The sequence below is a fragment of the Acinetobacter sp. FDAARGOS_515 genome (assembly GCF_003938865.1).
GTDB lineage: Bacteria > Pseudomonadota > Gammaproteobacteria > Pseudomonadales > Moraxellaceae > Acinetobacter > Acinetobacter ursingii.
Genome location: NZ_RKIX01000003.1, coordinates 3,295,211 through 3,318,741 on the forward strand (window position 1 = coordinate 3,295,211; position 23,531 = coordinate 3,318,741).

At 38.9% G+C, this 23,531-nt stretch carries 25 protein-coding genes; 11 read left to right on the top strand and 14 right to left on the bottom strand.

What is annotated here, in order from left to right; all coding sequences use genetic code 11:
- Positions 1-11: 11 nt before the first annotated feature.
- From EGS47_RS17370 to efp, 9 genes are all read right to left on the bottom strand, one after another.
- Positions 12-1,448, bottom strand: a complete 1,437-nt coding sequence (locus EGS47_RS17370; protein ID WP_034697706.1) for an amidohydrolase family protein — start codon at positions 1,446-1,448, stop codon at positions 12-14.
- Positions 1,448-2,242, bottom strand: a complete 795-nt coding sequence (locus tag EGS47_RS17375; protein ID WP_004997010.1) for an ABC transporter permease — start codon at positions 2,240-2,242, stop codon at positions 1,448-1,450. The genes EGS47_RS17370 and EGS47_RS17375 overlap by 1 nt, the downstream gene beginning before the upstream one ends.
- Positions 2,235-3,056: an ABC transporter ATP-binding protein gene (locus tag EGS47_RS17380; RefSeq protein WP_010588771.1), complete on the bottom strand. Its 822-nt coding sequence runs from the start codon at positions 3,054-3,056 to the stop codon at positions 2,235-2,237. The genes EGS47_RS17375 and EGS47_RS17380 overlap by 8 nt, the downstream gene beginning before the upstream one ends.
- 43 nt (positions 3,057-3,099) lie before the next feature.
- Positions 3,100-4,086: an ABC transporter substrate-binding protein gene (locus tag EGS47_RS17385; RefSeq protein WP_004989605.1), complete on the bottom strand. Its 987-nt coding sequence runs from the start codon at positions 4,084-4,086 to the stop codon at positions 3,100-3,102.
- 524 nt (positions 4,087-4,610) lie between these two features.
- Positions 4,611-5,516: a DUF58 domain-containing protein gene (locus EGS47_RS17390; protein ID WP_004989606.1), complete on the bottom strand. Its 906-nt coding sequence runs from the start codon at positions 5,514-5,516 to the stop codon at positions 4,611-4,613.
- Positions 5,517-5,531: 15 nt separating this feature from the next.
- On the bottom strand, positions 5,532-6,491 hold the full coding sequence (locus EGS47_RS17395; protein WP_004989608.1) for an AAA family ATPase: 960 nt from the start codon (positions 6,489-6,491) through the stop codon (positions 5,532-5,534).
- Positions 6,492-6,572: 81 nt separating this feature from the next.
- The gene (locus EGS47_RS17400; protein ID WP_171063279.1) at positions 6,573-6,875 is read right to left on the bottom strand and encodes a YbdD/YjiX family protein; all 303 of its coding nucleotides are present in this window, start codon (positions 6,873-6,875) and stop codon (positions 6,573-6,575) included.
- Positions 6,875-8,980 carry a carbon starvation CstA family protein gene (locus EGS47_RS17405; RefSeq protein ID WP_125269846.1) on the bottom strand — a complete coding sequence of 702 codons (2,106 nt, stop codon included), beginning with the start codon at positions 8,978-8,980 and terminating at the stop codon, positions 6,875-6,877. The genes EGS47_RS17400 and EGS47_RS17405 overlap by 1 nt, the downstream gene beginning before the upstream one ends.
- A gap of 167 nt (positions 8,981-9,147) precedes the next feature.
- A complete protein-coding gene (gene efp / locus EGS47_RS17410) occupies positions 9,148-9,717 on the bottom strand; it encodes an elongation factor P (RefSeq protein ID WP_004989617.1) in 570 nt (189 codons plus the stop codon).
- Between the two features lie 70 nt (positions 9,718-9,787).
- Here efp and epmB point away from each other — a divergent pair, with 70 nt between their 5' ends.
- From epmB to EGS47_RS17425, 3 genes are read left to right on the top strand one after another with little or no spacing between them, the layout of a single operon-like run.
- Positions 9,788-10,804, top strand: a complete 1,017-nt coding sequence (gene epmB / locus EGS47_RS17415) for an EF-P beta-lysylation protein EpmB (RefSeq protein ID WP_005003856.1) — start codon at positions 9,788-9,790, stop codon at positions 10,802-10,804.
- Between the two features lie 15 nt (positions 10,805-10,819).
- Complete coding sequence (locus EGS47_RS17420; RefSeq protein ID WP_125269847.1) at positions 10,820-12,571, top strand: GTPase; 1,752 nt, start codon at positions 10,820-10,822, stop codon at positions 12,569-12,571.
- Complete coding sequence (locus EGS47_RS17425; protein ID WP_035272045.1) at positions 12,553-14,688, top strand: EAL domain-containing protein; 2,136 nt, start codon at positions 12,553-12,555, stop codon at positions 14,686-14,688. Before EGS47_RS17420 ends, EGS47_RS17425 begins: the two co-directional genes overlap by 19 nt.
- A gap of 91 nt (positions 14,689-14,779) precedes the next feature.
- On the opposite strand, the gene carO is transcribed toward EGS47_RS17425, so the two are convergent.
- Positions 14,780-15,526, bottom strand: a complete 747-nt coding sequence (gene carO, locus EGS47_RS17430) for an ornithine uptake porin CarO (protein WP_005003849.1) — start codon at positions 15,524-15,526, stop codon at positions 14,780-14,782.
- Between the two features lie 268 nt (positions 15,527-15,794).
- On the opposite strand from carO, the gene dapD reads away from it, so the two are divergent.
- The 5 genes from dapD to EGS47_RS17455 all read left to right on the top strand — a co-directional run bounded on the left by dapD (position 15,795) and on the right by EGS47_RS17455 (position 19,089).
- Positions 15,795-16,616, top strand: a complete 822-nt coding sequence (gene dapD / locus EGS47_RS17435) for a 2,3,4,5-tetrahydropyridine-2,6-dicarboxylate N-succinyltransferase (RefSeq protein WP_104795001.1) — start codon at positions 15,795-15,797, stop codon at positions 16,614-16,616.
- 92 nt (positions 16,617-16,708) lie between these two features.
- Positions 16,709-17,419, top strand: a complete 711-nt coding sequence (gene queE, locus EGS47_RS17440; RefSeq protein WP_034697700.1) for a 7-carboxy-7-deazaguanine synthase QueE — start codon at positions 16,709-16,711, stop codon at positions 17,417-17,419.
- A 38-nt stretch (positions 17,420-17,457) separates the two neighbouring features.
- Positions 17,458-18,126, top strand: coding sequence for a 7-cyano-7-deazaguanine synthase QueC (queC, locus tag EGS47_RS17445; protein WP_119686537.1), 669 nt, complete (start codon positions 17,458-17,460; stop codon positions 18,124-18,126).
- Positions 18,127-18,142: 16 nt separating this feature from the next.
- Positions 18,143-18,553 carry a hypothetical protein gene (locus tag EGS47_RS17450; RefSeq protein ID WP_004989635.1) on the top strand — a complete coding sequence of 137 codons (411 nt, stop codon included), beginning with the start codon at positions 18,143-18,145 and terminating at the stop codon, positions 18,551-18,553.
- A gap of 68 nt (positions 18,554-18,621) precedes the next feature.
- Complete coding sequence (locus tag EGS47_RS17455; RefSeq protein WP_119686538.1) at positions 18,622-19,089, top strand: peroxiredoxin; 468 nt, start codon at positions 18,622-18,624, stop codon at positions 19,087-19,089.
- A gap of 62 nt (positions 19,090-19,151) precedes the next feature.
- Here the strand turns inward: EGS47_RS17455 and EGS47_RS17460 are convergent, their stop codons facing one another.
- Together EGS47_RS17460 and EGS47_RS17465 are read right to left on the bottom strand one after the other, a co-directional pair.
- Positions 19,152-19,733, bottom strand: coding sequence for a YceI family protein (locus tag EGS47_RS17460; protein ID WP_119686556.1), 582 nt, complete (start codon positions 19,731-19,733; stop codon positions 19,152-19,154).
- Between the two features lie 38 nt (positions 19,734-19,771).
- Positions 19,772-20,338, bottom strand: coding sequence for a nicotinate-nicotinamide nucleotide adenylyltransferase (locus tag EGS47_RS17465; protein WP_119686539.1), 567 nt, complete (start codon positions 20,336-20,338; stop codon positions 19,772-19,774).
- A 101-nt stretch (positions 20,339-20,439) separates the two neighbouring features.
- Here EGS47_RS17465 and EGS47_RS17470 point away from each other — a divergent pair, with 101 nt between their 5' ends.
- Positions 20,440-21,240, top strand: coding sequence for an enoyl-CoA hydratase-related protein (locus EGS47_RS17470; RefSeq protein WP_005003825.1), 801 nt, complete (start codon positions 20,440-20,442; stop codon positions 21,238-21,240).
- A gap of 233 nt (positions 21,241-21,473) precedes the next feature.
- Positions 21,474-22,259 (top strand): nitroreductase family protein, encoded by a 786-nt coding sequence (locus tag EGS47_RS17475; protein ID WP_005003822.1) that lies wholly within the window; start codon positions 21,474-21,476, stop codon positions 22,257-22,259.
- Here the strand turns inward: EGS47_RS17475 and EGS47_RS17480 are convergent, their stop codons facing one another.
- Positions 22,260-22,574, bottom strand: coding sequence for a hypothetical protein (locus EGS47_RS17480; RefSeq protein WP_005003819.1), 315 nt, complete (start codon positions 22,572-22,574; stop codon positions 22,260-22,262).
- A 59-nt stretch (positions 22,575-22,633) separates the two neighbouring features.
- Positions 22,634-22,765 carry a KGW motif small protein gene (locus EGS47_RS18815; protein WP_005003818.1) on the bottom strand — a complete coding sequence of 44 codons (132 nt, stop codon included), beginning with the start codon at positions 22,763-22,765 and terminating at the stop codon, positions 22,634-22,636.
- Positions 22,766-22,923: 158 nt separating this feature from the next.
- Here EGS47_RS18815 and EGS47_RS17485 point away from each other — a divergent pair, with 158 nt between their 5' ends.
- Positions 22,924-23,514, top strand: a complete 591-nt coding sequence (locus EGS47_RS17485) for a DUF3885 domain-containing protein (RefSeq protein WP_005003816.1) — start codon at positions 22,924-22,926, stop codon at positions 23,512-23,514.
- Positions 23,515-23,531 lie beyond the last annotated feature (17 nt).

Sequence of the window (23,531 nt, forward strand, 5' to 3'; positions counted from 1 at the left end):
TTAATACAGATTTATGAAGCTAATGCCATGTTTTCAGCGCGCTGCTGAAGTTTTTTGACAGCTTCACGAGCCTGTGCGGCTAATTCACGCATATCCAGATTAGGGATGTGATTGTTTTCAATCACTGTCTTACCGCCAATCAGCATGTGTTTAATTTGTGCCTGACCACCACTGGCGACAGGCCCAATTGCCATATCGTGCAACCCCATATAGCGTGAATCATCGAGTTGATACACCACCAAGTCAGCCTGCTGACCGACTTCAAGCGTACCAATATCAGATAAACCCAAAACCTGTGCCCCGCCTTGCGTCCCCCAACGGATGACATCTTCGACGGTCGCCGCATCAGCACCGCCTTCAAACGTCCCACCATCATACTTTGGTTGGGCAAACATACCTTTACGGGCACGCTGTAACATCCATGTTGCATGAGTTTCTGACAGCATATCTGCGGCTTCATTGGAGGCAGCACCGTCCACCCCAATTGAGATATTCATTCCCGCTTTTTCTAGAGTTACCAGATCTGCAATTCCACTGCCGAGACGCGCATTACTTTGTGGACAATGCGCAATCCCTGTTTTAGTTTGCCCTAAAAGCTGAATTTCTTCTGGTAAAAGTTTAACCAAGTGTGCAAACCAAACATCTTCACCGACCCAATCATGCTCAGCACAAAATTGAACAGGCGTCATGCCAAATTTGGCCCGCGCCGCATCCAGATAGTCCACCGTTTCAGACAAATGACTATGTAAGCGAATGCCTAAACGTCTTGCAACTTGTGCCGTTTCACGTAATTGTTCTGGTGTAGTCGAATGTAATGCCGTTGTTGGCGCCATGACAATTCTTTTAAAGGCTTGCGGGCGACTGTCATGATATTTACTGACTAAACGTTCAATATCAGCAATCACATTTTCAAATTTTTCTGGACGTAATGCCTGCGGAAGTTCTGCTTCCAACCCGCGGGTTAACGTCCCGCCACCACGACACAGGATAAAACGTAAACCGAGTCGATCGGCTTCATCGAATAAAATTTCCGCGCCATCAAAAGGCATATTTGGCCAATATAAATAATGATGATCTGCGACAGTCCCACAGCCTGATCGCAGCAGTTCAATCAAACCAATACGCGCTGCCAATCGAAAGCTTTCTTCATCAAAAGCCCCACGAAACCGATAGGGTGTAGAAGCCAACCACGGTGTCAAACTTTGATTCAGGCCTTGCGGCTCACCTTTCAAAAGTGACTGAAACAAATGATGATGGGTATTTACCCAAGCAGGATAAATCACGCAATCTCGTGCATCGATTACCGTTTCATTGGCCTGTAAGCTGAGTGATGAGCCAATCTCGGTAGTAACGCCATTTCCAATACGTATACTGTCTGCCTGAATACGCGCTGCTTCACCAGCCAGACCTGTTAAAATTGCGTGTGCATTTTTAATTAGATAATTCATCAGGTCTGCTCACTCTCATGCCATTTGTTTAGAAACATTTGACTTAACATGGACATTGCAACAAATAAAACCAATCCTGTGCAAGTAATCAAGAACAGTGCTGCAAACATTAACGGTAGATCAAGCTGAAATCCTGCCTGTAAAATCTGATACGCCAATCCTGCACTGGTTCCACCTGTTCCAGCAACAAACTCGGATACCACCGCTCCAATTAAAGCCAAACCACTGGAAATCCGTAAACCACCAAAGAAATATGGCAACGCATTTGGTACACGTAAACGCATTAACTCCTGCCAGCGACTGGCTTTATTGATACGAAATAGATTCAACAAACCTGCATTGACACTGCGTAAACCTAAGGTGGTATTGGTTAAAATTGGGAAAATAGCAACCAACATGGCACACACCACTAAAGCCAAAGTCGTGTTTTGAATCCAGATAATCACTAAAGGCGCAATTGCAACAATCGGTGTGACCTGAAATAAAATGGCATAAGGCATAAAACAGGCTTCAATCACACGACTTTGTACAAATAAGAAAGCAATCAAAGTTCCAATCACAACGGCGCAAAGAAAAGCCAGTAGTGTCACTTTTAAAGTTACCCACAGACTTCCAAAAAGTAAGCCTGACTGAGACACCAAAGCATGACCAATATCGGAAGGTTTTGGAATCAAATAAACAGGGACATTGAGTTGTTGCAAACTGATTTGCCAAATTAACAATAATACGACGCCCAAAAGCAAAGGTGCAGCGATACGGCGAAATTTAGGATGGCTCATTAACGGTTTAACCATGATGTTCGCCTCCACTGGCTTGCTCTAATACTTCAGATAAATGCGCACATTGCTTCATGAAAATATCTGAGTTTCTAAAATGTTCATCGCGATGATCAGGGCCTTCAATTCGGATATCAGCCACTACTCGACCAGGACGCGCACCCATCACAATGACACGTGACGATAAAAAAACAGCTTCATAAATACTGTGTGTGACAAAAACAATGGTTAAATCACGCTCAGACCACAAAGTCCGAATATCACTATCCAAGCGATGGCGAGTAAACTCATCCAAAGCACCAAAAGGTTCATCCATCAGCAATAAATCAGGTTCAGTGACCAATGCACGAGCCAGTGATGCGCGCATCTGCATACCACCAGACAGTTCTTTCGGATAAGATTCACCGAATTTACCCAGACCAACAGAAGTTAAAGCAGCGGTTACTTTTTGATTGCTGATATTTTTAGACACATGTCGTAAATCCAGTGGCAAACGCACATTATCCTGAATATTTGCCCACGGCATTAAAGTTGCTTCTTGGAACACCATTGCCATTTTGCACTGAGATTGCATATCAGCTTTCCCGTTCCAGCGCACCTGTCCCGCAGATGGCTGCTCAAGATCGGCAAACATTTTGAGTAAGGTACTTTTACCGCAACCCGATGGCCCAAGTAGTGACACAATTTCACCGCGCTGGATATCCAGATCAAAGCGCTGCAAAGCATGTGTTCCATTTGGATACACTTTTTCTACGCCACGCACCATCAACATAGGGCTACTCAGGTTTGCACTAGGTTCTGTCGCAATACTGACCGAAACTGCTGAATTCATATTAGGTTCCCCCTTTGGCATTTTTACAACCTAATTGGTCGGCTTAATTTTTCTTGGCAGTGGGTTTAACAAACTGAGTGGTATAAGCCGCTTTCCAATCCACTTTGGCATCCAATAATTTAGCCTGCACCATAAAATCACGCGTTTTCTTCCAACGCGCATCGGTCATAACACCAATGCCCATCGTTTTGGCATCACCACCATCAATCAGACCAAGCTTCTTCATTTGACCAACAGCAAAGGCTAAAAGTGGATCATCCATATTTGGATTTTCTTTTTTAATAATGGCATTTCCCGCAGCAGGATTTTTCAGATAACTTTTCCAACCTTCCATAGAAGCTTCTACAAAACGGCGCATCACGTCTGGTTTGCTCTGTAAAAGATCGTTACGGGTCACTAAGATTCCGCCATAGGCTGGATAGCCATCATTCGCGAATAAAAAGAATTTACTGGATGGTTCTGCTTTTTTTGCTTGAAAGACTTCTGAAGTTGCATAGGCTTGTTGTACAACATTTTTACCTGCCAAGAACGGCTGCATATTAAAGGTATAAGGACGTGCCTGAGAATTGTCTAATTTATACTTGCCACGTAACCACGGCCACCAGCTTGCTTGTCCGCTGGTCGAAACCAAAACGGTTTTACCTTTTAGATCAGCCAGTGATTTTACATCACTATGCGTAATCACCCCTTGTGGATCAAACTGGAATGGCGCAGCAATGGCTTTGATTGGGAAACCACTTTCGATTCCCTTTAAGACTTGTAAATCATAATTGATAATGACATCGGCGCGTTTAGCCAAGAGCAGGGTCATGTTATTGATTTGAGGGCCACCGACTTTGATGGTGACATCTAAACCATGTTTTTTATAAATCCCTTCTGCTAATGCTTGATAATAGCCACCTTGCTCTGCCTGCGCATACCACGTCGTTTGTAAAATCAATTTATCATTGGCTTGAGCCAAAGAAGTAAAAAGTAATGATGCGGCAACCACAGCCAGACGCGTTTTGCCTAAACAGTTATAAATTTTCATAATAAACCTCTGATGAATAGGTGAAAGCTTTTGCTATTCATTCAAAGGAGGCATTAAGTGTGCTGATCAATTTATTTATGACACACTCTCAAGGCTTTTATTATGATCAATAAAAACCCCGTCCCCCTAAGAGGAACAGCTTGCGCTGTAGAGCAATGTCCCATGCGACTGAACGCACTAACCGCTTATACTCAGTTATAGATTAGCAAGGGCTATGCCAAAATAGGTTCACACTAGTGATATAAATAAATTGATATATTTTTAGCAGTCAAAGTATTTTGTTTTATCTATCAAACACTTAATTAATTTAGTATTAAAATATATTTGACTTCATCAATCTGATTTTTATCGATGCATCTACACTTTGTCAGATTGATCATCGAATAAACAACCTATTGTTGCAACTAAAATACTTTTTCGATTCTGCTTAACAAGACAAGATAGATTGAAGTGCATCTTTTTTGTGCAAAATTTCTTTTTCGCTATATAACAACTCAGCCAGTCAAATAGACTCGCAAAACAGGTCAAGCTTGTGCCAATAACTTGCGTGCCTCAATCACTTGCTTTTCACCTGCACCATATTCAAGCTGTTGAATTGGTAAATGTAAACTATAGAAAATCTGCCTCTGTTCACAAAGCTCAACCAATGCCATCATCCAACTCAGTTTCTGTTCATGTTCCTGACATGGAATATGAGCATAATCAATTTCAAACTGATGCTGATCCGATTCATCTTCAAACATTTTGACAAATAAGCCTTGCCCCCGCGCAACTTGTTTCCACGACACCGCCTGAAAAGAATCTCCTTCTCTAAAGTTACGAAGCTCACGGAATTCTTCCAGATCATGCTGATTGAGCTGATGTTGTTGTTTATATTCAAGCTCAAGATTCAAACTTTGTGGTGCGATCCAGATCTCTTGCTCTAAATAAAGATATGTCCATGCCCGAACCAAACCAAATGGATAAGTTGAATATATCTGAATCACAGGAAATTTAAATTGACCTCGTTGCTCAGGTGAAAATACAAGTTCCGCTTCCTGACTTATTTGATCAATAAGAACGGTATGCACTTGATCCTCTACCCGTATTTGAATAAAGCGAGCCGATGCACGTGTTTGCTTATAGTGTAATTTTAGGATCAAGGAATGACCCAACTGTCCTACCTCTGGATAAATCATTTCAATCTGTAATTGATGAAGTTGTTTAAAAGTGAGATAAAAACTAATACATAGCACGGAACTAATTAAAAAACAAAAACCAAGAATAAGATTGTTTGCATAGTTAATCCCTGCAATGAACGTAATCACAATCAAAGTCAGATACAACCATCCTTGTTGATAGATAAAAACCAAAATATCGCGTTGCTTTAGGCTTTTAAAATGATCTATACGAAAACGTTTGGCAAACCATTTCTGAAACCCAGATGGCATGTTTGATTCTCTCACTTATAAAATATCCACGGCATCCAGACATTGACGCGCTTCATGCTCAGTCATATTCATACGATGCGCTGTGACTGCCACAAAAACAGCCTGTATATCGTCTGAAGTGACATAACTTCTTTTCTCAATCAAGGCATAAGCCTGAGCTGCCAACTTTAAAGCCAGAACACCACGTGTAGACAAACCATGTCGATGCTTACGGGTTTGTTCTGCCAAATCCAGTACGTACTCCAAAATCACATCACTGAGATAAACTTGTTTTACCAGCTCTTGAAGCTCAAGAATTTCGTCCGCACTGAAGACAGGCTGAATCCGAGCAACTAAATCTTGCCTTGAGGCTTGTTGTAATAGTAATTTTTCAGCGTTTCGGGACGGAAAACCAAGTGAAAGACGCATCAAAAAACGATCCAACTGAGACTCAGGCAAGGCGTATGTTCCACTCTGAAATAACGGATTTTGCGTAGCAACCACCCAAAACGGCTTCGGTAGATCATAATGTATGCTATCTACGGTCACTGAACCTTCTTCCATGGCTTCAAGTAAGGCACTTTGAGTTTTGGGACTACAGCGATTGATTTCATCTGCTAAAAGAATCTGGGTAAAAATCGGTCCCTGTTTAAACTCAAAAACATGTTCTTTTTGATTAAACATATTGATACCAATCACATCACTTGCAAGCATATCATTGGTAAATTGAATCCGCCCAAAATCCAGTCCAGCCAATCTCGCTAATGCACTCGCCAGTGTCGTTTTACCCAAACCGGGTAAATCTTCAAATAAAACATGCCCGCCAGCCAACAAACAAGTTAGTGCAAGTTGAGTTTGTTTAGATTTATCTAAAATGAGTTGATTAATTTCAGCTAAGAATTGCTCAATCTTGGGGCTATATTGCGCAATTTTCTGGTCAATTTCTGAATTTTCCTGTTGGAGTTCAGTTTTTTTGAGTTTTTCCATGCCCCACATCACAAGCTTTCCTAATTAAAAAAAGGGTGTATGAATCAACATACACCCTTTTTGCTTTTTTCTAAACAAATGAAACAGATATCAACAAGGACATTTTTTTAGATTGCCACTGGATGGATAACGTGAATCCACGCAGTGACGATAAAATGTCTTGGCATCCATCGGTTCCAGATCTGGATGATGTTTACGCATATGCTCAAGATAAGTGTCATAATCTGGGACACCGACCATTAAACGGAAACTTTGCTGTAAACGCTTAAATAATGTCGCAATACGTGACCAATTCTTTGGAGAAAGTAATAGATCCTTTTGCGACATAATGGTCATTTTGATGATTTTAACAATCACCGCACGACCATTTTGAGCAACTTTTAGATTCATGATCATTCACCTCGCGTTGAAGCAGGCGCTACCGTTTCAGGATCGGCATACACAGCGGGCGCTTCATGTGTGGTCGGTTCGCGACTCGCTAAAGCACGACGAATCACGCCAATCGATGCAATCACCATCACCACTGCCACAATCATAAAGAACGCACAAAGAACAGCATTAATCTGGTTAGATAACACCACCGTTTGCATCTCTGCCATAGTTTTTGCAGGCGCTAACATTTCACCACGACCCATTGCATCTGAAAAACGGTTTGCTTGAGCAAGAAAACCAATTTTTGGATTTTCATGGAAAATCTTTTGCCAGCCCGCGGTCATACAAGTAATCAGTAAGAAAATCGTAGGGACAATCGTGACCCAAACATATTTTTCTTTTTTCATTTTAAATAAAATGACTGTACCCAAAATCAGTGCCATGGCTGCCAACATCTGGTTACCAATACCAAATAAAGGCCACAATGAGTTAATCCCACCTAAAGGATCAACCACACCCTGATAGACAAAGAAGCCCCAACCGCCAACTGCAACGGCGGTACCAATCACATTTCCTACAAATGAGCCTGACTTTTTAATCGCAGGAATAACGATCCCGACTGTATCTTGCACCATGAAACGGCAAGCACGTGTACCCGCATCGACCGCAGTTAAAATAAATAACGCTTCAAATAAAATCGCAAAGTGATACCAGAATGCCATCATTGAACGATTATTGAAAATCTCAGAGATGATATGTGCCATACCAATCGCAAACGTTGGCGCACCGCCTGTACGCGATAAAATCGTGGTTTCACCAACTTCCTGAGCCAATAAAGTCAACATTTCTGGTGTGACTACAAAACCGATATTACGCACCGCTTCTGCGGCACTTTCAACCGTTGTACCCAATACTGCGGCTGGCGCATTAATTGCAAAATAAACACCCGGATCAAGCACAGTCGCACAGATCATGGCCATAATGGCAACAAATGATTCCATGAGCATGCCACCATAACCGATTACACGAATATCTTTTTCATTTTCAATGAGTTTAGGTGTAGTGCCACTCGATACCAAGGCATGAAAACCAGAAATAGCACCACAGGCAATCGTAATAAACAGGAACGGGAATAAACTACCCGCAAAAACCGGTCCTGTCCCATCAATAAAATGCGTGACTGCTGGCATTTTAAGTTCAGGTAAGGCCACGATAATACCAATTGCAAGACCTGCAATCACCCCAATTTTCAGGAAGGTCGATAAATAGTCACGCGGAGCAAGTAACAACCAAACAGGTAAAACAGAAGCAATAAAACCATAAATGATCAAACACCATGTCAATTGCGTTCCAGTTAAAGTGAAAAATGGCCCCCAATATGGATCAGCCGCGATATGCCTACCATAAACAATGGCTAACATCATCAGCACAAAGCCAATGATTGAAACTTCCGCGATTTTTCCCGGACGTATATAACGCATATATACGCCCATCAATAGTGCGATCGGAATGGTTGCAGCAATACTGAATACACCCCAAGGACTGTGTGCCAGTGCTTTAACCACCACCAATGCCAATACCGCTAAGATGATGATCATAACCCCTAGCGCACCAAGCATGACCACAACACCGGCGAATGAGCCAAGCTCTAGTTTTGCCATTTCACCCAATGATTTTCCATCACGTCGAGTCGAAATAAATAAAACTAAAAAGTCCTGAACAGCACCCGCCAAGACCACACCCACCAATAACCAGATGGTTCCTGGCAAATAACCCATTTGCGCTGCCAAGATTGGACCGACTAAAGGCCCTGCACCCGCGATTGCAGCAAAGTGATGTCCAAATAAAACGTATTTATTGGTCGGTACATAATCCAGACCATCCGCTAACCGATGTGCGGGTGTTAAGCGTCTTGAATTAAGTTCAAAAACACGAGTAGCAATAAATAGACTATAAAACCGATAAGCAATGCTATACACACAGATTGCAGCGAGCACCATCCAGACTGCATTAACATGTTCACCACGACTGACTGCCAGTATCCCGAAAGAAATGGCACCAATAATCGCGACTAGACTCCAGAGTATTTTTGAGGGGAGTGTAGATTTCCTTTGAATTGTATCCATTCATGACCTCATTCTTTATGATTAACCGCCCTAAAATTCAGATCCATCTTGATATAGAGAATTTCCTTGTGACTGTACTCCTCATCTTTTTATTTTCATCTAATACTTTGGCATAAAAAAAGGGATGATTTTAATCATCCCCTGCATAATAGTCTATTTTTAAACCATTATGCACGTTCTAAATATTCGCCTGTGCGAGTATCAACGCGAACGCTTTCTTCTTGCTGAACAAATAACGGTACGCGAACCACAGCACCTGTTTCAAGTTTTGCAGGTTTACCGCCGCCACCAGAAGTATCACCGCGAACACCTGGATCAGTTTCCACGATTTTTAATACCACAAAGTTTGGTGCATTTACATTTAATGGCACACCATTAAATAGCATAATGGTGCATTTCTCATTTGAGTCATCTTTTAACCATTTCGCCGCATCACCCATCGCAACTTTATCAGCTGCAATTTGCTCGAAACTTACAGGATCCATAAAGTTCCACAGCTCGCCATCATTGTATAAGTAGTCCATTTCTACTTCTACGATATCCGCAGCTTCTAATGAATCACCTGACTTAAATGTTTTTTCTAAAACTTTACCTGTTTTAAGGTTACGAAGTTTTACACGGTTGAATGCCTGACCTTTACCAGGTTTAACATATTCGTTTTCCATGATTGAACATGGGTTACCGTCAAGCATGACTTTAAGGCCTTGCTTGAATTCATTTGTAGAATAACTGGCCATGACTGGCACACTCCAAACTTACTAACTTAAATGTATTAATGCTAGACTAGCATTATTTTTTCCGTGTCGCATGATAAACTATTTGTATCAAGAGCAAAACTGGCAAAAACAACTCAATGATCTAATCATTGATCCATTAGAGCTGTTAAATGTATTACAACTGTCTAAAGAACAGTTGTTATCTGGCGCTATTCTTGCATCAAACGATTTTAAATTGCGTGTACCTCGTGCTTTTGTTGAAAAAATGCAAAAGTCTGATCCTTATGATCCCCTGCTTCTGCAAATTTTGCCACATCATTTAGAGCTCGAAGAACATCCTGAATTTGTTACCGATCCATTAGGCGAAGAAGAAGCCAATCAACTTCCAGGTGTTTTACATAAATATAGCTCCAGATTTTTGCTGACTTTAACGGGTGCTTGTGCAGTACATTGCCGTTACTGTTTCCGCCGACATTTCCCTTACCAGGAAAATTTGCCCAAAAATGAAGATTGGTTAAATATTCAAACTTATATCCAAGATCATCCTTCGATTAATGAGGTGATTTTAAGTGGCGGTGATCCATTAACGTTGTCCAATCGTAAATTACAACTCTGGCTAGAAAGAATTGAATCACTTCCTCAAATAAAAATTTTGCGAATTCATTCACGTGTTCCGATTGTTATTCCCAACCGTGTCGATGAAGAGCTGATTTCCCTATTAAAAAACAGTAGGCTACGCATTATAGTGGTGGTACACTCGAATCATGCTTCAGAGCTAGATGACTACACCTGTAGCAAGCTGGCAGCGTTATCATTTGGGCAAATAACTGTGTTAAATCAAGCAGTTTTACTTAAGGGTGTGAACGATAACGCACAAACCTTGATTCATCTTAGTCATCGTTTGTTTGAAGCTCGGGTTATGCCCTATTACTTACATGTTTTAGATAAAGTAAAGGGTGCTCAACATTTTGATGTTGTATCATCAGAGATTGATTGTATCTATCAGGAAGTCTTAGCGAATTTGCCAGGTTATCTGGTTCCTAAGCTGGTTAGGGAAATCGCGGGCGAAAAGAATAAAACACCGCTATTTGGGGTTTCAACATTTTGAGTTGAATAATAAACTATGATGAATCAAACTTTTACGGATATTTTTGAAACATCTACTGCTTTAAGTCGAGATGAATTAAGCTTTAGTGAAGCTAATGTTAAAGCTGTTTCAGACTGGGTTTCATCATTATCCATTATGCAACTTGGGGATACTTCACGGGCTTTATTTTCTGCGCTGATTGAGCTTTCAGAATTAAATTGCTCTGAAACTTTACGTTTTGATCTATTACAAACCATGCATCCTGTGCTTGAAAATGTTTTGGCAAGCTTTGAAAAACATTTTTTTAATCAAGGACTGATCAACACCGATCGGAACGGGCATATTATTGAACTCGCCATTTTATTACGCAAACACTTTGCGGGCATTTATATTGATATTGTAAGACGTAGTACCGAGCAACTCGAACAAAATAAATTTTCTGTTTTTGCATTGCATAAAAAGAAAAATCTACAAACGGCACGAACACTTGCCATATTTTATGGTTTAAGACAGCTCACAGAATTACTATATCAGGAGCACATGCTCTACAGTGAGCCAATGACTGGACAATGGTTAATTGCTCATCATTTATATGAAGTCGCAATGAAATCTCATGTGCATCTGAGTAATATCAATCAATTGCAAGGCACTCAAAATCAGCTCAATAATATTACCCAAGCCTATGCTCAATTGATTTTACTGGATATTCTAAATACCAATCAGATTCGTCAGGCTGAGATTCAAGCTTTATATCAATGTAGTTATGATTGGGCTAAGAAGATCCAGATTTTTCCAAAAGAAACGACACTATCCAAATATGTGATTGATACTCAAAAAGATCATCCGCCTGTTTATAATAAACATCAAAACTCAGGTTTTAGCCCCTCTATTTATGTCGTCATCCAAGATTTACTTGAACACATTACCGCTACTTTGCATCGTAATGCGGATTATCTGTCTCAAACAGAGAAAATTTATTTGAGTCCTGCGCTAAAATTTCATGTTCAGAACATTTTAGGAACGGTGGCTGAACGTCATCATGAACGATATGAATATTCAGCACAATTACAAATTTGTTTTGGTTTGCTAACTGCCCATTTTTACTTATCTAAAGCTAAAAATTTTAATGAAACGCTTCAGCTTGAGAGTCATTATGGTTTCCAAAATAGCTCAAAAACCTCATCTGGCTTAACCCAACAAGAATCATCAAGCGATGTTCCCAATAACCAGCGTTTAAATCGTGAAGCCAAACTTATTTATCAAACCGAAGTGTTAGATATTAGTGTCAATGGTTATCGAATTAAATGGACTGAAGAAGCCCCTAAAAATTTAAGAACGGGTGAATTTATACTGGTTAAAGAAGATACACATAGCCAATGGCGTGGTGGAGTAATTCGCTGGATTAAACAATCGGCTGAAAAAAGCCTGGAAATTGGTTTAGAAATATTAGCGCAAGATATTTTTCCTTGCGCCGTTCGTGTACAAGCTGACCGTCATCGTCATAATTATTACCCTGCTTTACTCATGCAAAGCCAAAATTTGGATCAGGTTAAAACAACACTAATTTTACCGGGTTCACAAATTTTCAGAGAGCAGCAAGGGGTTCATTTAAGGTTAGAAAAAGAAGAGTTCAAAGTGTATTTGCTCAAAGCGCAACTGGTCACCCAAAGCTTTGTGCAATTTGACTATGAACTCTTGGATGATCAACAGCAAAATAGCCTGAAAAAATTGATGTTTAAACAGGCCAAAGATTCAGATAATCAGGATTTATGGGAAGCGTTAAAGTGAGAAACTCGTTACTTTCTAAAAAGTTAAAATTAAGCAAAACACGTTTACTCATTATTGATGATAACCAGCTTCGTTATAATCAAATTATTGAGCTATTTAACTCCAAAAATCATCAAGTTCAGGCAACACTGCTAGATGATTTAAATAGCTTTGAAAAGCAATTAAATATCGGCTGGGATATAGTCATTTTTGGGCGAGCTTATGACTTAAAAATTGAACAGGTATTGTCCCTCATTCAAGTATCAACGCAGCCCAATTTACCTGTTTTATTGCTGACTCCTGATCAATATAGCGCTAATGATTATCTGAGTTATATACATAAAGGTGTCTATGAAATTATTGATCTCAAAGCACCAGAGCATTTATATATTGCAATTGTTAGAGCATTATCCTACAGCCGTTTGCAACAAAATGAACAACGCTTAATTGAAGAATTAGAGACTGCACAGTCTCACGTTCAATCTATTGTAAAAGAAAGCAACAAGGCGGTTGCGACACTACAAGAAGGTATTCACATCAAAGCGAATGCTGAATACTTGGCACTTTTTGGGTTAAAAAATGAAAATGAGCTAGTCGGTCTTCCTATTCTTGATATTTTACAGCCGACAGATCCTAATCAATTTAAACAAAAATTTAAACGTGTTTCACAAGGAATATTTGACCAAGCCAGCTTTGATATTGTTTGTAGAAATTCTGCAATTACGATTGCAAACCCGCTTAAAATTGAATTTTTACCTTGTGATGAAGATGATGCCGTTCAATTGACTATCGAGTATGAAGACAGTACAGCTAGTTCAATCCAACCCAATAACGCAATAGCATCGCAAGCGAGTCAAACTGAAAAGCTGTCATCCAATATCAATACCTTAAATGCTATCAATCGTCAGTTAACTAAACAACCCGCAGAGGTCAATGCACTTGTTATAGTGACGCTTTCAAGCTGTCCTGATGATGTCTTTAAACATAATCTAGAAACGATTAAAACTTATTTTTCCAATATTTATGGCTTTATTAAAGAACAAGTCAACGTTTCTGTTTTCAGAATTAATCCCGTACTCTACGTGGCTTTATTTCAAGCAGAATCTGACCAAGTTCTTAAGTCTCAATTAATCAGCCTCAAATCATTAGAAAAACCTCAGTTGTTAAGTGTTGATAAATCAACTTTACCACTACATTTACATTTAGGTTTTTCTGTATTAAATCAACCTAGTATCGCAGATGATAAAAACTTTGATGATATTTTAGAGCAAGCATTTCATCAGCCTTTACCTAATATGGAACAAAGTTTGTCTCAACGTGATTTAGGCCAGGTCGCTGTTCTTAAACAAATAGACATCAGTACCGAAAATATTCCCAAAGTTCAACATTCGATACTTCAAACGCTTCAACAAAAACTTGAAACAGGTGATATTCACCTAAAATACCAACAAATTTATGATAAACAAGACAGTAACTTATATACTTATGAAGTAACGAGCGGCTTCATTTATGACAATAGTTGGCAAGATATTAATCACCTTGCGGATTTACGTGATGATCCAGAACTTTCTATTAAAGTTGATCGCTGGATATTAGTCGAAGCCTGCAAACAATTACACAATTTTTTAACACAATATCCAACTGCAAAGCTGATTATTAATTTAAATCGTCATATTCTTTTAAATGACAAACAATTACCTGATTTGATGGGCAAGCTTCTTACCATTGTCGGTGGCCGCGCTAAAGCGCCATTAATATTACAGTTCTCTGAGGAATCCATTAGTCAGAACCTACCTTTGGCTCAACAGCAATTTGCTAAATTAAAGCAAAATGAAGTGGAAATTTCTGTACGTGACTTTGGCATCTCAATGTATAGCGACTCTATTTTAAGTCAGACTAATCTGGATTATTTAAGCCTACATCCTACTTTATGCAAAATGTTGGCTTCAGATAAAGACCTTCCTTCTCTTCAACACAAGATAGAAAACTTTCATCAAATTAAACCTATAGAAATTTTAGCTCAGGGTTTAAATGATATGACTTTGTTTGCAAATGCATGGAACATTGAAGCGCGCTATTTACAAGGTGATTATTTCCAGAAAAAACTAGATCGCCTGACTGATGTACAAGATCAATAGATCTTAGAAAATCATCTAGATCTTTTGACATAATATTTATTTCAAAGTTAAAAAAAGAACCGCAATTGCGGTTCTTTTTATTAAGTTTGAATTACCAATAGAAGTTAACACCAACTTTACCCACTGGAAGCCATTCATATTTATTTTTGTCTTCGATTTTATGTTCTTCAGCTCTTAAATCCGCATTGATATCACTTACACCATTTTCTGGGGATAAGTTATTTGCAGTCAATTGAACTTTTGGATTTCCAGTATAGTAAGCGCCTACTTCACCAAAGACACCCCAGTGTTCATTAAACTTAGGTGCAAAACCCAAACCAACATATGGTGCAATGTCGTTATCATACTTTAACTTACCTGTAACAGAACCTTCCTGACCAGCAGTACCTTGGTAAAAGTTACCATTCACTTTTAAGGTATTAGAACCAGAAACACGGTTAGTTAAGTCATAATCATTGTCAACATAAGCAGCACCAGCAGCAACATACAAACCTTGAGCCCATGGATTAGCGCTTGCACCCCATGGACGAATTTCAGCATTCAAATAGGCTAATTTATTGTCCATATCCATGTCATAAGTTGTTCCATCGATTTTCAAATCATCTGACCATGAAATATCGCCGCCATTATAACCTAAAGCTAAACCGACGTATGGATTGGCTTGCCAAAGGAAAGCACCACCATAACCAGTTGTACCGACTTCAGCACGAACACCCACTGGAAGAAGTTGTTTCTGATCAAATGCATAATGATCATGGACTACAGAATCATCAGCCATAGTAGTACCCGCCACAGCAGCTAAAGCACCAGCAACCGCAAGTAGTTTTAATGTTTTCATTGCTCTCTCCTCAAAAGACTTTTATTCAAATCTAAATTTTTATTGCGTAGATGTATCTTAGGAGAAAGTATGGTTTGGTTTTATACGAGAATTGATCATTTTCTGTTAAGTTTTGATACAAATAAGTTTGGTTCTTGTTTTTAAAGCAGTTATTCGTAATTTTTTTTATCAAGATTTTAAATGGCTTTTTTCAAATCAATCTTTTCTTTCACAACATTATTGACGCTAATTAGTGTAAAATTATGCAAATTTTTTTGGAAGGAAGAACATGTCTCAGCTTTCTACAATCATTGAGCAAGCGTTTGAAGATCGTGCGAATTTGAGCGCAACGGATTGTCCAGCAGAAATTCGTGATGCTGTAGAGCAAGCGATTGCGGGTTTAGACAACGGTACATTACGTGTTGCTGAAAAAATCGATGGCGAATGGATGGTTCATCAATGGCTAAAAAAAGCCGTGTTATTATCTTTCAAATTGAATGATAACAAACCAATCGAATCTTGTGATTTACGTTTCTATGACAAGGTTGATACTAAGCATGCAGGCTGGACTGAAGAACAGTTCAAAGCTGCGGGTGTACGTGTTGTACCGCCTGCTGTAGCTCGTCGTGGTAGTTTTCAGGCAAAAAATGTCGTGTTAATGCCTTCTTATGTCAACATTGGTGCTTATGTAGATGAAGGCACTATGGTGGATACATGGGCAACTGTGGGTTCATGTGCTCAAATTGGTAAAAATGTTCACTTGTCTGGCGGTGTAGGGATAGGTGGTGTTTTAGAGCCTTTACAAGCCAACCCAACCATTATCGAAGACAACTGTTTTATCGGGGCACGTTCTGAAATCGTTGAAGGTGTGATTGTTGAAGAAGGTTCTGTGATTTCAATGGGTGTATTCATTGGTCAATCAACCAAAATCTTTGATCGTGAAACTGGCGAAATTCACTATGGTCGTGTACCAGCAGGTTCTGTGGTTGTTGCGGGTAGTCTTCCATCAAAATGCGGTACTTATAGCCTTTATGCTGCGGTAATCGTGAAAAAAGTGGATGCCAAAACTCGCGCTAAAACCAGTTTGAACGATTTACTTCGCTCTGACTAATTGCATTTATTTGCGGAGCTTAATTGTTCCTCGTCTCTACGTTCAAATCTGATCGTAGAGATTTTTGTTTTCTAAGATGTGGTATTTCTGCAATGACTTCTCTACGCTCAACGACTATTCCGGTATCAGATCCTGCGGCGGGTCTTCGTATTACGGAAATTTTTTATTCCTTGCAAGGAGAAGCCAATACCGCAGGCTTACCCACTGTTTTTATTCGTTTAACGGGCTGTCCACTACGCTGCACCTATTGTGATACGACCTATTCTTTTGAAGGCGGTGAACGTCAGTCACTCGATCAAATTATCGAAACAGCGTTATCGTTTAAAACACCTTATATTTGCGTCACAGGTGGAGAACCACTTGCTCAACCTAATTGTTTGCATTTACTAACCAGATTGTCAGATTTGGGCTGTCAGGTTTCTTTAGAAACCAGTGGTGCGCTAGATGTGTCCAAAGTCGATTCTCGTGTATCTAAAGTACTGGATTTAAAAACTCCAACGTCTGGTGAAGAAAAGCGTAATCTGCTCAGTAATTTGGATTATTTAACTCCGCATGATCAAATCAAATTTGTGATTTGTAATCGTGAAGATTATGAATGGTCTAAACAGCAATTAGAGAATTATCAGTTGGATGAGAAAGTCAGCACCGTCTGGTTTTCCCCTGCTTTTGCAGTTGAAAAAGCTTCGGTTAAACTACCCCAGTTAGCGCGTGATATGGCGCAATGGATTTTAGATGACCATCTCCCTGTACGTTTTCAATTGCAATTACACAAATTGCTTTGGAACGATGAAACAGGTCGTTAATCCAGTTTATTTTGTTAGTTATTTTTGGAGAATATCATATGCGCCCTCGTGCCATTGTTTTATTATCAGGCGGCTTAGACTCGACGACTTGCCTAGCTTGGGCACAAGCGCGTTATGAATGTATGGCGCTCAGTTTCATGTATGGACAACGTTCTACCACTGAACTAGATGCAGCCAAAGCACTTGCTCAACGCGCTGGAGTTGAACATCGTGTTATCAATATTGATTTGGGAAATTTAGGGGGTTCTGCCCTGACCGATCATAATATCGATGTGCCTGACCATGAGCAAGAAGGTATTCCTATTACCTATGTACCAGCCCGTAATACCATCTTTTTATCATATGCACTTGCTGCTGCCGAAGTTTTTGGAGCTGAAGCGATTGTGATTGGTATTAATGCGGTTGACTATTCAGGATATCCAGACTGCCGTCCAGAATATATCGACGCCTTTACAAATATGGCACGATTGGCAACAAAAGCAGGTGTAGAAGGAAAACCTCTTACATTTGAAACACCTTTGTTACATTTATCCAAAGCGAATATTATACGTTTAGGTATTGAACATGGCGTAGACTATAGTCAAACTGTCTCATGCTATCAGGCGGATGCTGAAGGTCGTGCATGTGGGAAATGTGATAGTTGCCGTTTACGTAAACAAGGGTTTATTGAAGCTGGCGTCGCAGATCCTACACGCTATATACCATAATAATCAGGTAATATTTATGAAATTATTGAACACAAAACTACTTCTTTCTTCACTTATGGCTGCTGCTGCTTTTACTGCAACGGTTTCACATGCTGCTGATGAAAATAAACTGCAACAAGCCTACAAAAGTACAAATGTAAAAGGTGCTTTAATTAATCTGTGTAAAGATGAAACAGGTAAAGGCAATAAATTAACTGCGGCAGAAGTGAGTAAGTATTGTACTTGTGCAGTCGAAGCCGATGGAAAAATGACCAATGCACAAAAATGGGAAGTACAAAGTGCTATTAATGCCAAGAAAAGCCCAAGTTCTTTAGCTTTTGTACAACAGCAAAATAAAGATCTTCAAGCATGCTTTGGCCCACAGTTGACTGGCAAGTTAAAAGGTTTGACTGAAGAAGCGATGAAATCTGCTCAAGGCAAAAAATAAGCAGAACTGATGTGATTTGCTAGCCACTTTATGTGGCTAGTTTTTTATGGAAAATATGGAGAATAATAATGAGCAGTGAAAATATTTCATTACCCAATCAAACTTTCCCCACAACACAGGGTGAAATTAATCTGGCAGATGTCTCTGCTGAATGGTTAATTCTTTACTTTTACCCGAAAGATTCGACACCTGGTTGTACCACTCAAGCCATTGGGTTTTCATGCCTGAAGGATCAATTTGATACATTGGGTGCAACTGTAATTGGTGTATCTCGTGACTCAGTCAAAGCACATCAAAATTTTACTGAAAAACAAGCATTGACGATTGATTTAATTAGCGATAAAGATGAAATTCTTTGCCAGCATTTTGATGTGATTAAAGAAAAAAATATGTATGGTAAAAAAGTCATGGGCATAGAACGTTCAACTTTTATTTTCCATAACAAAAAATTGGTTAAAAGTTATCGTAAAGTCAAAGCCGCAGGACATGCCGAACAAGTTTTGGAAGATTTAAAAACTCTTCAGCAAAATAATTAGATTTCGAATGATGTAGCTTATTGATTGCTCATAAGCTACATCTGAATTTTTATAATAAACAATTAACGTTTTACTTTCCAATCGACGTTCATCTTGATATTTATTTTTTCACCCATCCCATCTGGTGCCTTTTTCATACCAAAATCAGTTCGATTGATCGTTGTTGAAGATACCATATTCATTAACTTTTGATTGTTGGTAACAGGTTTTAGTGTGCTATCAAAAATGACAGGTCGGGTAATCCCTCTTATGGTTAATTGCCCTATAATTTGATACTTATTATTTCCCAAAACTCTAAATTGATCACTTTTAAAACTTACCGTCTTAAACTGTGCAGCATAAAATAAATCTTTTCCCAATAATGTACTTTTCATGGCAGGATTATTCAAACTTAAACTATCCACATCCATTATAAAGCGTGTAGATGACTGCTGTGGCGCATTTTCATCAAAGTTCAAAGTCGCATGTACAGTATTAAACTTAGCGATGACCATAGACTCACGAGCTGAATCGATATGAAATCCGACATTGCTTGTTGGAGCTAATACCCAATTTGCCGCATGAACCTGGCTCATTGATACCACAATCAACGCACCAATCCATAAACTTTTTGCTAATCGCTGATTTGCAATGACAGTCATCATAAACACCAAGACAGGAAAAGAAACTTTACTTTAATCTCCTAAATCAGATTCGACTTGTCATTTAATACAAACTTATTTTGTAATTGCCGATAGATTGAAGTTTTCTGAAAATTCTCTAAAAACTGAATCGTTCCCTGAGGAAATGCCTGTTTTTGGATTTCACCACGATAATAAGCCTCTCGGATCGGAGTAGCAGACATCGACTCTTTCAAACTTTCTAACTCCACCATGATCCACTCAGGAAAAAGCTTTAAGTAATACGAAGATTCATCTTTAAAATGCCCAATTAAACCAATTTTTGCATGCGGTGGCGTGATCTGCTTAACCAGTGTTTTGACTTGATTGACCCATTTTTGATCATCATAGACATCAATGACATGTACAAAGTGAATCCGCTCTTGATCTGCCTCGGAAAAATTAGAAAGAATCATTTGCTCCCTTTCTGCTGCCAAAAAAGGATTTTTAATATTACGCTCAGGTTGCGCCGATCCCAAAGCCAATATAACGTTTTGACTTTGTTGGAGGGCTATTTCTACAGTTTGCAAATGTGCAAGATGAAAAGGCTGAAAACGTCCAATAAAAACGAGATAATCAAATATGTACATAAACCAACTTAATTTTTTATGAACTCACCAGTAGTCATTTATAATCAAATTTACGACATAATGGCAAACATAAACCCAAGATTGAAAGCAAGGATAGTACGATGACACTTCGCTGTATTCAACAACCTCATCAACATTTAAATGCAAAACTTGAAAATGGCATACTGACTTTAGCCATTCATCGCCCTGAAGCAAAAAATGCATTATATGGTGAATTGTATTTGTGGATTGCACAGGCACTGGATGAAGCAGATCAATCCAGCCAAGTTCGCGTGGTGATTTTGCGTGGCGCAGATGCAGACTTTTCTGCGGGTAATGACATGAAAGACTTTATGTCATTTATTCAAAAACCTTATCAAGGTAAAGCTGGAGATCAACCTCCTTTTGTTTTGCTTAAATCTGCGGCGAAACTTTCTAAACCGCTGATTGTTGCAGTTAAAGGGGTTGCGATTGGGATTGGTGTCACGATTTTACTGCATGCAGATATTGTCTATGCAGACAACACAGCGCTATTCCAGATTCCATTTGTCAGTCTTGGTCTGTCGCCAGAAGGCGCTGCAAGTCGTTTATTGGTGAAACAAGCAGGTTATCACCGTGCCGCAGAACTTTTATTTACCGCCAAAAAATTTAACGCGGAAGTTGCTGAAAAAGCAGGTTTGGTCAATCAAATCAGTGATGATGTTTACGCATTGGCCGAACAAACTGCCCAGCAATTGGCTGCTTTGCCACTTGCATCCATTCGACAATCCAAAGCTCTCATGAAGCATGATCTTGATGAAATTGTGCAATGTGTTGATGATGAAGCCGAGATTTTCATGCAACGTGTCCGTTCGCCTGAAATGAAAGAAGCGGTTCAAGCCTTTATGGAAAAACGTAAGCCTGATTTTTCCCAATTTGGATAAAATCAATAGACTTCTTTCATAAATCCTTTTATTTCTCCCTATGGGAGAAAAATAAAGAGGGTTTCAACAATTATGAATGAAGTCTAATACTAAAAAATCTGAGATTAAATGTCTGCATTGAAAAACCAATGAATAAGATGCAGCTTAATCTCAGGAATACACTTTTTTACCTAGATAAAATGATTGAATGTTATTCTCATTCATCATCTTCATAACGAAATATTTGAATAGTGATGGCAAATTCAGAAAATCTCCCAAAAAGTTCTCAGCAGGTTTCAGATAAAAAACGTTATTTTGAGCCTGCCCCCCAAGATATTGATGTTGAAAATTTTCGTAAAGTGATCGAGAGTCGTCGTTCCGTACGCAAATTCACGGATAAAGCCATTCCCTCTGAAGTACTTGATGCTTGTTTAGATTTGGCTCTCCTTGCACCAAACTCGTCCAATCTACAACCTTGGACATTTTATGTGGTCCAAAACCCTGCGAAGAAAAAACAGTTAGTTAAAGCTTGTCTGGGACAATTAGCAGCAAAAACGGCTTCCGAACTCATTGTTTGTGTAGCGCGAACAGATCGTGTCGATGAAATGGCAAAAAAGAATATTTCAGAATTTCCATTTCCTGAAGCCCCTGAAATGGTTAAGAAATACTATCGTTTCATTCCGTATAACTATAAAACTGGTTATTTCAATGCACTCGGCAACTTTAAAAAAGTCGCCTTTAAAGTGGCACGAAGCTTAGATAAACAACTTCCTGTTACCGCATTTAACCCTGCCGATGCAAAACTTTGGGCAAGTAAATCCACCGCTTTGGCTTGTGAAAATCTAGTGCTTTCGCTGCGTGCTTATGGTTTTGATAGTTGCATGATGGAAGGTTTTGATGAGCCAATGGTTCGTAAAATACTAAAACTCAATGATCAGCAATTTCCTGTGATGGTCATTGGTGCAGGCGAACGTGCGAGTGATGGTGTATTTTTCCCGCAGTATCGTTTTGACCGTGATTTATTCATTCAAAAAGTTTAATTATTGAATATCTAAAATCTGAATAAATTCAAAAGCAGGCTCTTCATAAGGATGGCTTGCTTTTAATGCTGTTGCAACGGTACTGGCTTTTTCTTCTGAAACAATGGTTTCTACTCGCCATTCTTCAAGCTGTTCTAACTCATCCAATTTGCCTAAAAATGGATTTGCACCGCAGACTGGCTTGAACTGCCCAATTCCTTTCACTTGCCATGCGCAGTGTTGATAGTTGCCGATTCCCCCTGCTCCAGCTGCAAAAATAGCTTGTTTAGTCAATTCAAGATGAGATTCAGGTACGTAATAAATTAGTTTCAGCATGATTTTAATGACATTAGTTTTAAATAATCATTAATCATAAGCTCAAAAATAATGAAAAATCAAAGTGAAATATTCATCACAATATAATTTACAACAATAAATGTAACTTGAAAGATGAGTGTTAAGCCAAACCAGAGCCAACCTTTGTCTTTGCTATAAACTGCTTTCATGTGATTTTCATTTTTCATCATTCGACTTCCCATGTTTTGTTCATTATTAATAAATAACTAGCAAGAATTGAGCCACGGAAAAATTAATCTTAAAACTGTACTTATAAAAATTTTACTTTCTAAATTTACTATGCAAAATTATATTAATAATATATTTATAAATTCTTTGACCTTAAAATATGAGCCATTCCTTTCAATCACAATGGGATACTGTATTTCCTAACAAAGTTCCGATTTCTCAATATCTAGTTCAATACTTTACAAAGTCTTGGTTCAGAATACATAGCTTACCCGAATCAAAAAGATATGCAGATACGACTGAAGAATATGAACTACTGCTAAATCGGCACAATGAAATTATTACAGACTGCTTCGGCGAAAATACTTCTATTTTTATTGTTTCGGGTCACTATTTTAGCCTATCTAATATGAATCAAGCTTATGATCCAATCTTTAATCTTCAATACAAATTTCATTTAGAAAAAGAAATAAATTTAACGCAAACAAATCCTGAAGATTACGATGACGAAGAGGACCTTTTCTTTAGACCATGCTCTATTGAAGTAAATTGGCAACCCAATATTCACAATGACTTATTAACAAGAATTGCTGACGATAAAGTAAAAGCTTTTATGATCTCATTTGAGCAAAATATTATAGTTGCTCCCTATGATGGGGGCATTGATTTTATCATCTTTGAAGATATGAAAAGAAATGCATTAAGAGATAAGTATAAAAACTGGCTTTCACCAAGAGCTGATGGTTTATAATAAAAAACCACCTTTGA

Excerpts from the sequence above, each read along its gene's own strand:
- EGS47_RS17425 (WP_035272045.1), top strand. The coding sequence starts at position 12,553 with ATGGGAAGCGTTAAAGTGAGAAACTCGTTACTTTCTAAAAAGTTAAAA.
- EGS47_RS17465 (WP_119686539.1), bottom strand. The coding sequence starts at position 20,338 with ATGTACATATTTGATTATCTCGTTTTTATTGGACGTTTTCAGCCTTTT.
- EGS47_RS17420 (WP_125269847.1), top strand. The coding sequence starts at position 10,820 with ATGATGAATCAAACTTTTACGGATATTTTTGAAACATCTACTGCTTTA.
- EGS47_RS17370 (WP_034697706.1), bottom strand. The coding sequence starts at position 1,448 with ATGAATTATCTAATTAAAAATGCACACGCAATTTTAACAGGTCTGGCT.
- EGS47_RS17455 (WP_119686538.1), top strand. The coding sequence starts at position 18,622 with ATGAGCAGTGAAAATATTTCATTACCCAATCAAACTTTCCCCACAACA.
- EGS47_RS17390 (WP_004989606.1), bottom strand. The coding sequence starts at position 5,516 with ATGCCATCTGGGTTTCAGAAATGGTTTGCCAAACGTTTTCGTATAGAT.
- EGS47_RS17450 (WP_004989635.1), top strand. The coding sequence starts at position 18,143 with ATGAAATTATTGAACACAAAACTACTTCTTTCTTCACTTATGGCTGCT.
- queC (WP_119686537.1), top strand. The coding sequence starts at position 17,458 with ATGCGCCCTCGTGCCATTGTTTTATTATCAGGCGGCTTAGACTCGACG.
- queE (WP_034697700.1), top strand. The coding sequence starts at position 16,709 with ATGACTTCTCTACGCTCAACGACTATTCCGGTATCAGATCCTGCGGCG.
- EGS47_RS17460 (WP_119686556.1), bottom strand. The coding sequence starts at position 19,733 with ATGATGACTGTCATTGCAAATCAGCGATTAGCAAAAAGTTTATGGATT.
- EGS47_RS17375 (WP_004997010.1), bottom strand. The coding sequence starts at position 2,242 with ATGGTTAAACCGTTAATGAGCCATCCTAAATTTCGCCGTATCGCTGCA.
- carO (WP_005003849.1), bottom strand. The coding sequence starts at position 15,526 with ATGAAAACATTAAAACTACTTGCGGTTGCTGGTGCTTTAGCTGCTGTG.
- EGS47_RS17470 (WP_005003825.1), top strand. The coding sequence starts at position 20,440 with ATGACACTTCGCTGTATTCAACAACCTCATCAACATTTAAATGCAAAA.
- EGS47_RS18815 (WP_005003818.1), bottom strand. The coding sequence starts at position 22,765 with ATGATGAAAAATGAAAATCACATGAAAGCAGTTTATAGCAAAGACAAA.
- EGS47_RS17475 (WP_005003822.1), top strand. The coding sequence starts at position 21,474 with ATGGCAAATTCAGAAAATCTCCCAAAAAGTTCTCAGCAGGTTTCAGAT.
- EGS47_RS17395 (WP_004989608.1), bottom strand. The coding sequence starts at position 6,491 with ATGTGGGGCATGGAAAAACTCAAAAAAACTGAACTCCAACAGGAAAAT.
- EGS47_RS17385 (WP_004989605.1), bottom strand. The coding sequence starts at position 4,086 with ATGAAAATTTATAACTGTTTAGGCAAAACGCGTCTGGCTGTGGTTGCC.
- efp (WP_004989617.1), bottom strand. The coding sequence starts at position 9,717 with ATGGCCAGTTATTCTACAAATGAATTCAAGCAAGGCCTTAAAGTCATG.
- epmB (WP_005003856.1), top strand. The coding sequence starts at position 9,788 with ATGATAAACTATTTGTATCAAGAGCAAAACTGGCAAAAACAACTCAAT.
- EGS47_RS17480 (WP_005003819.1), bottom strand. The coding sequence starts at position 22,574 with ATGCTGAAACTAATTTATTACGTACCTGAATCTCATCTTGAATTGACT.
- dapD (WP_104795001.1), top strand. The coding sequence starts at position 15,795 with ATGTCTCAGCTTTCTACAATCATTGAGCAAGCGTTTGAAGATCGTGCG.
- EGS47_RS17405 (WP_125269846.1), bottom strand. The coding sequence starts at position 8,980 with ATGGATACAATTCAAAGGAAATCTACACTCCCCTCAAAAATACTCTGG.
- EGS47_RS17380 (WP_010588771.1), bottom strand. The coding sequence starts at position 3,056 with ATGAATTCAGCAGTTTCGGTCAGTATTGCGACAGAACCTAGTGCAAAC.
- EGS47_RS17485 (WP_005003816.1), top strand. The coding sequence starts at position 22,924 with ATGAGCCATTCCTTTCAATCACAATGGGATACTGTATTTCCTAACAAA.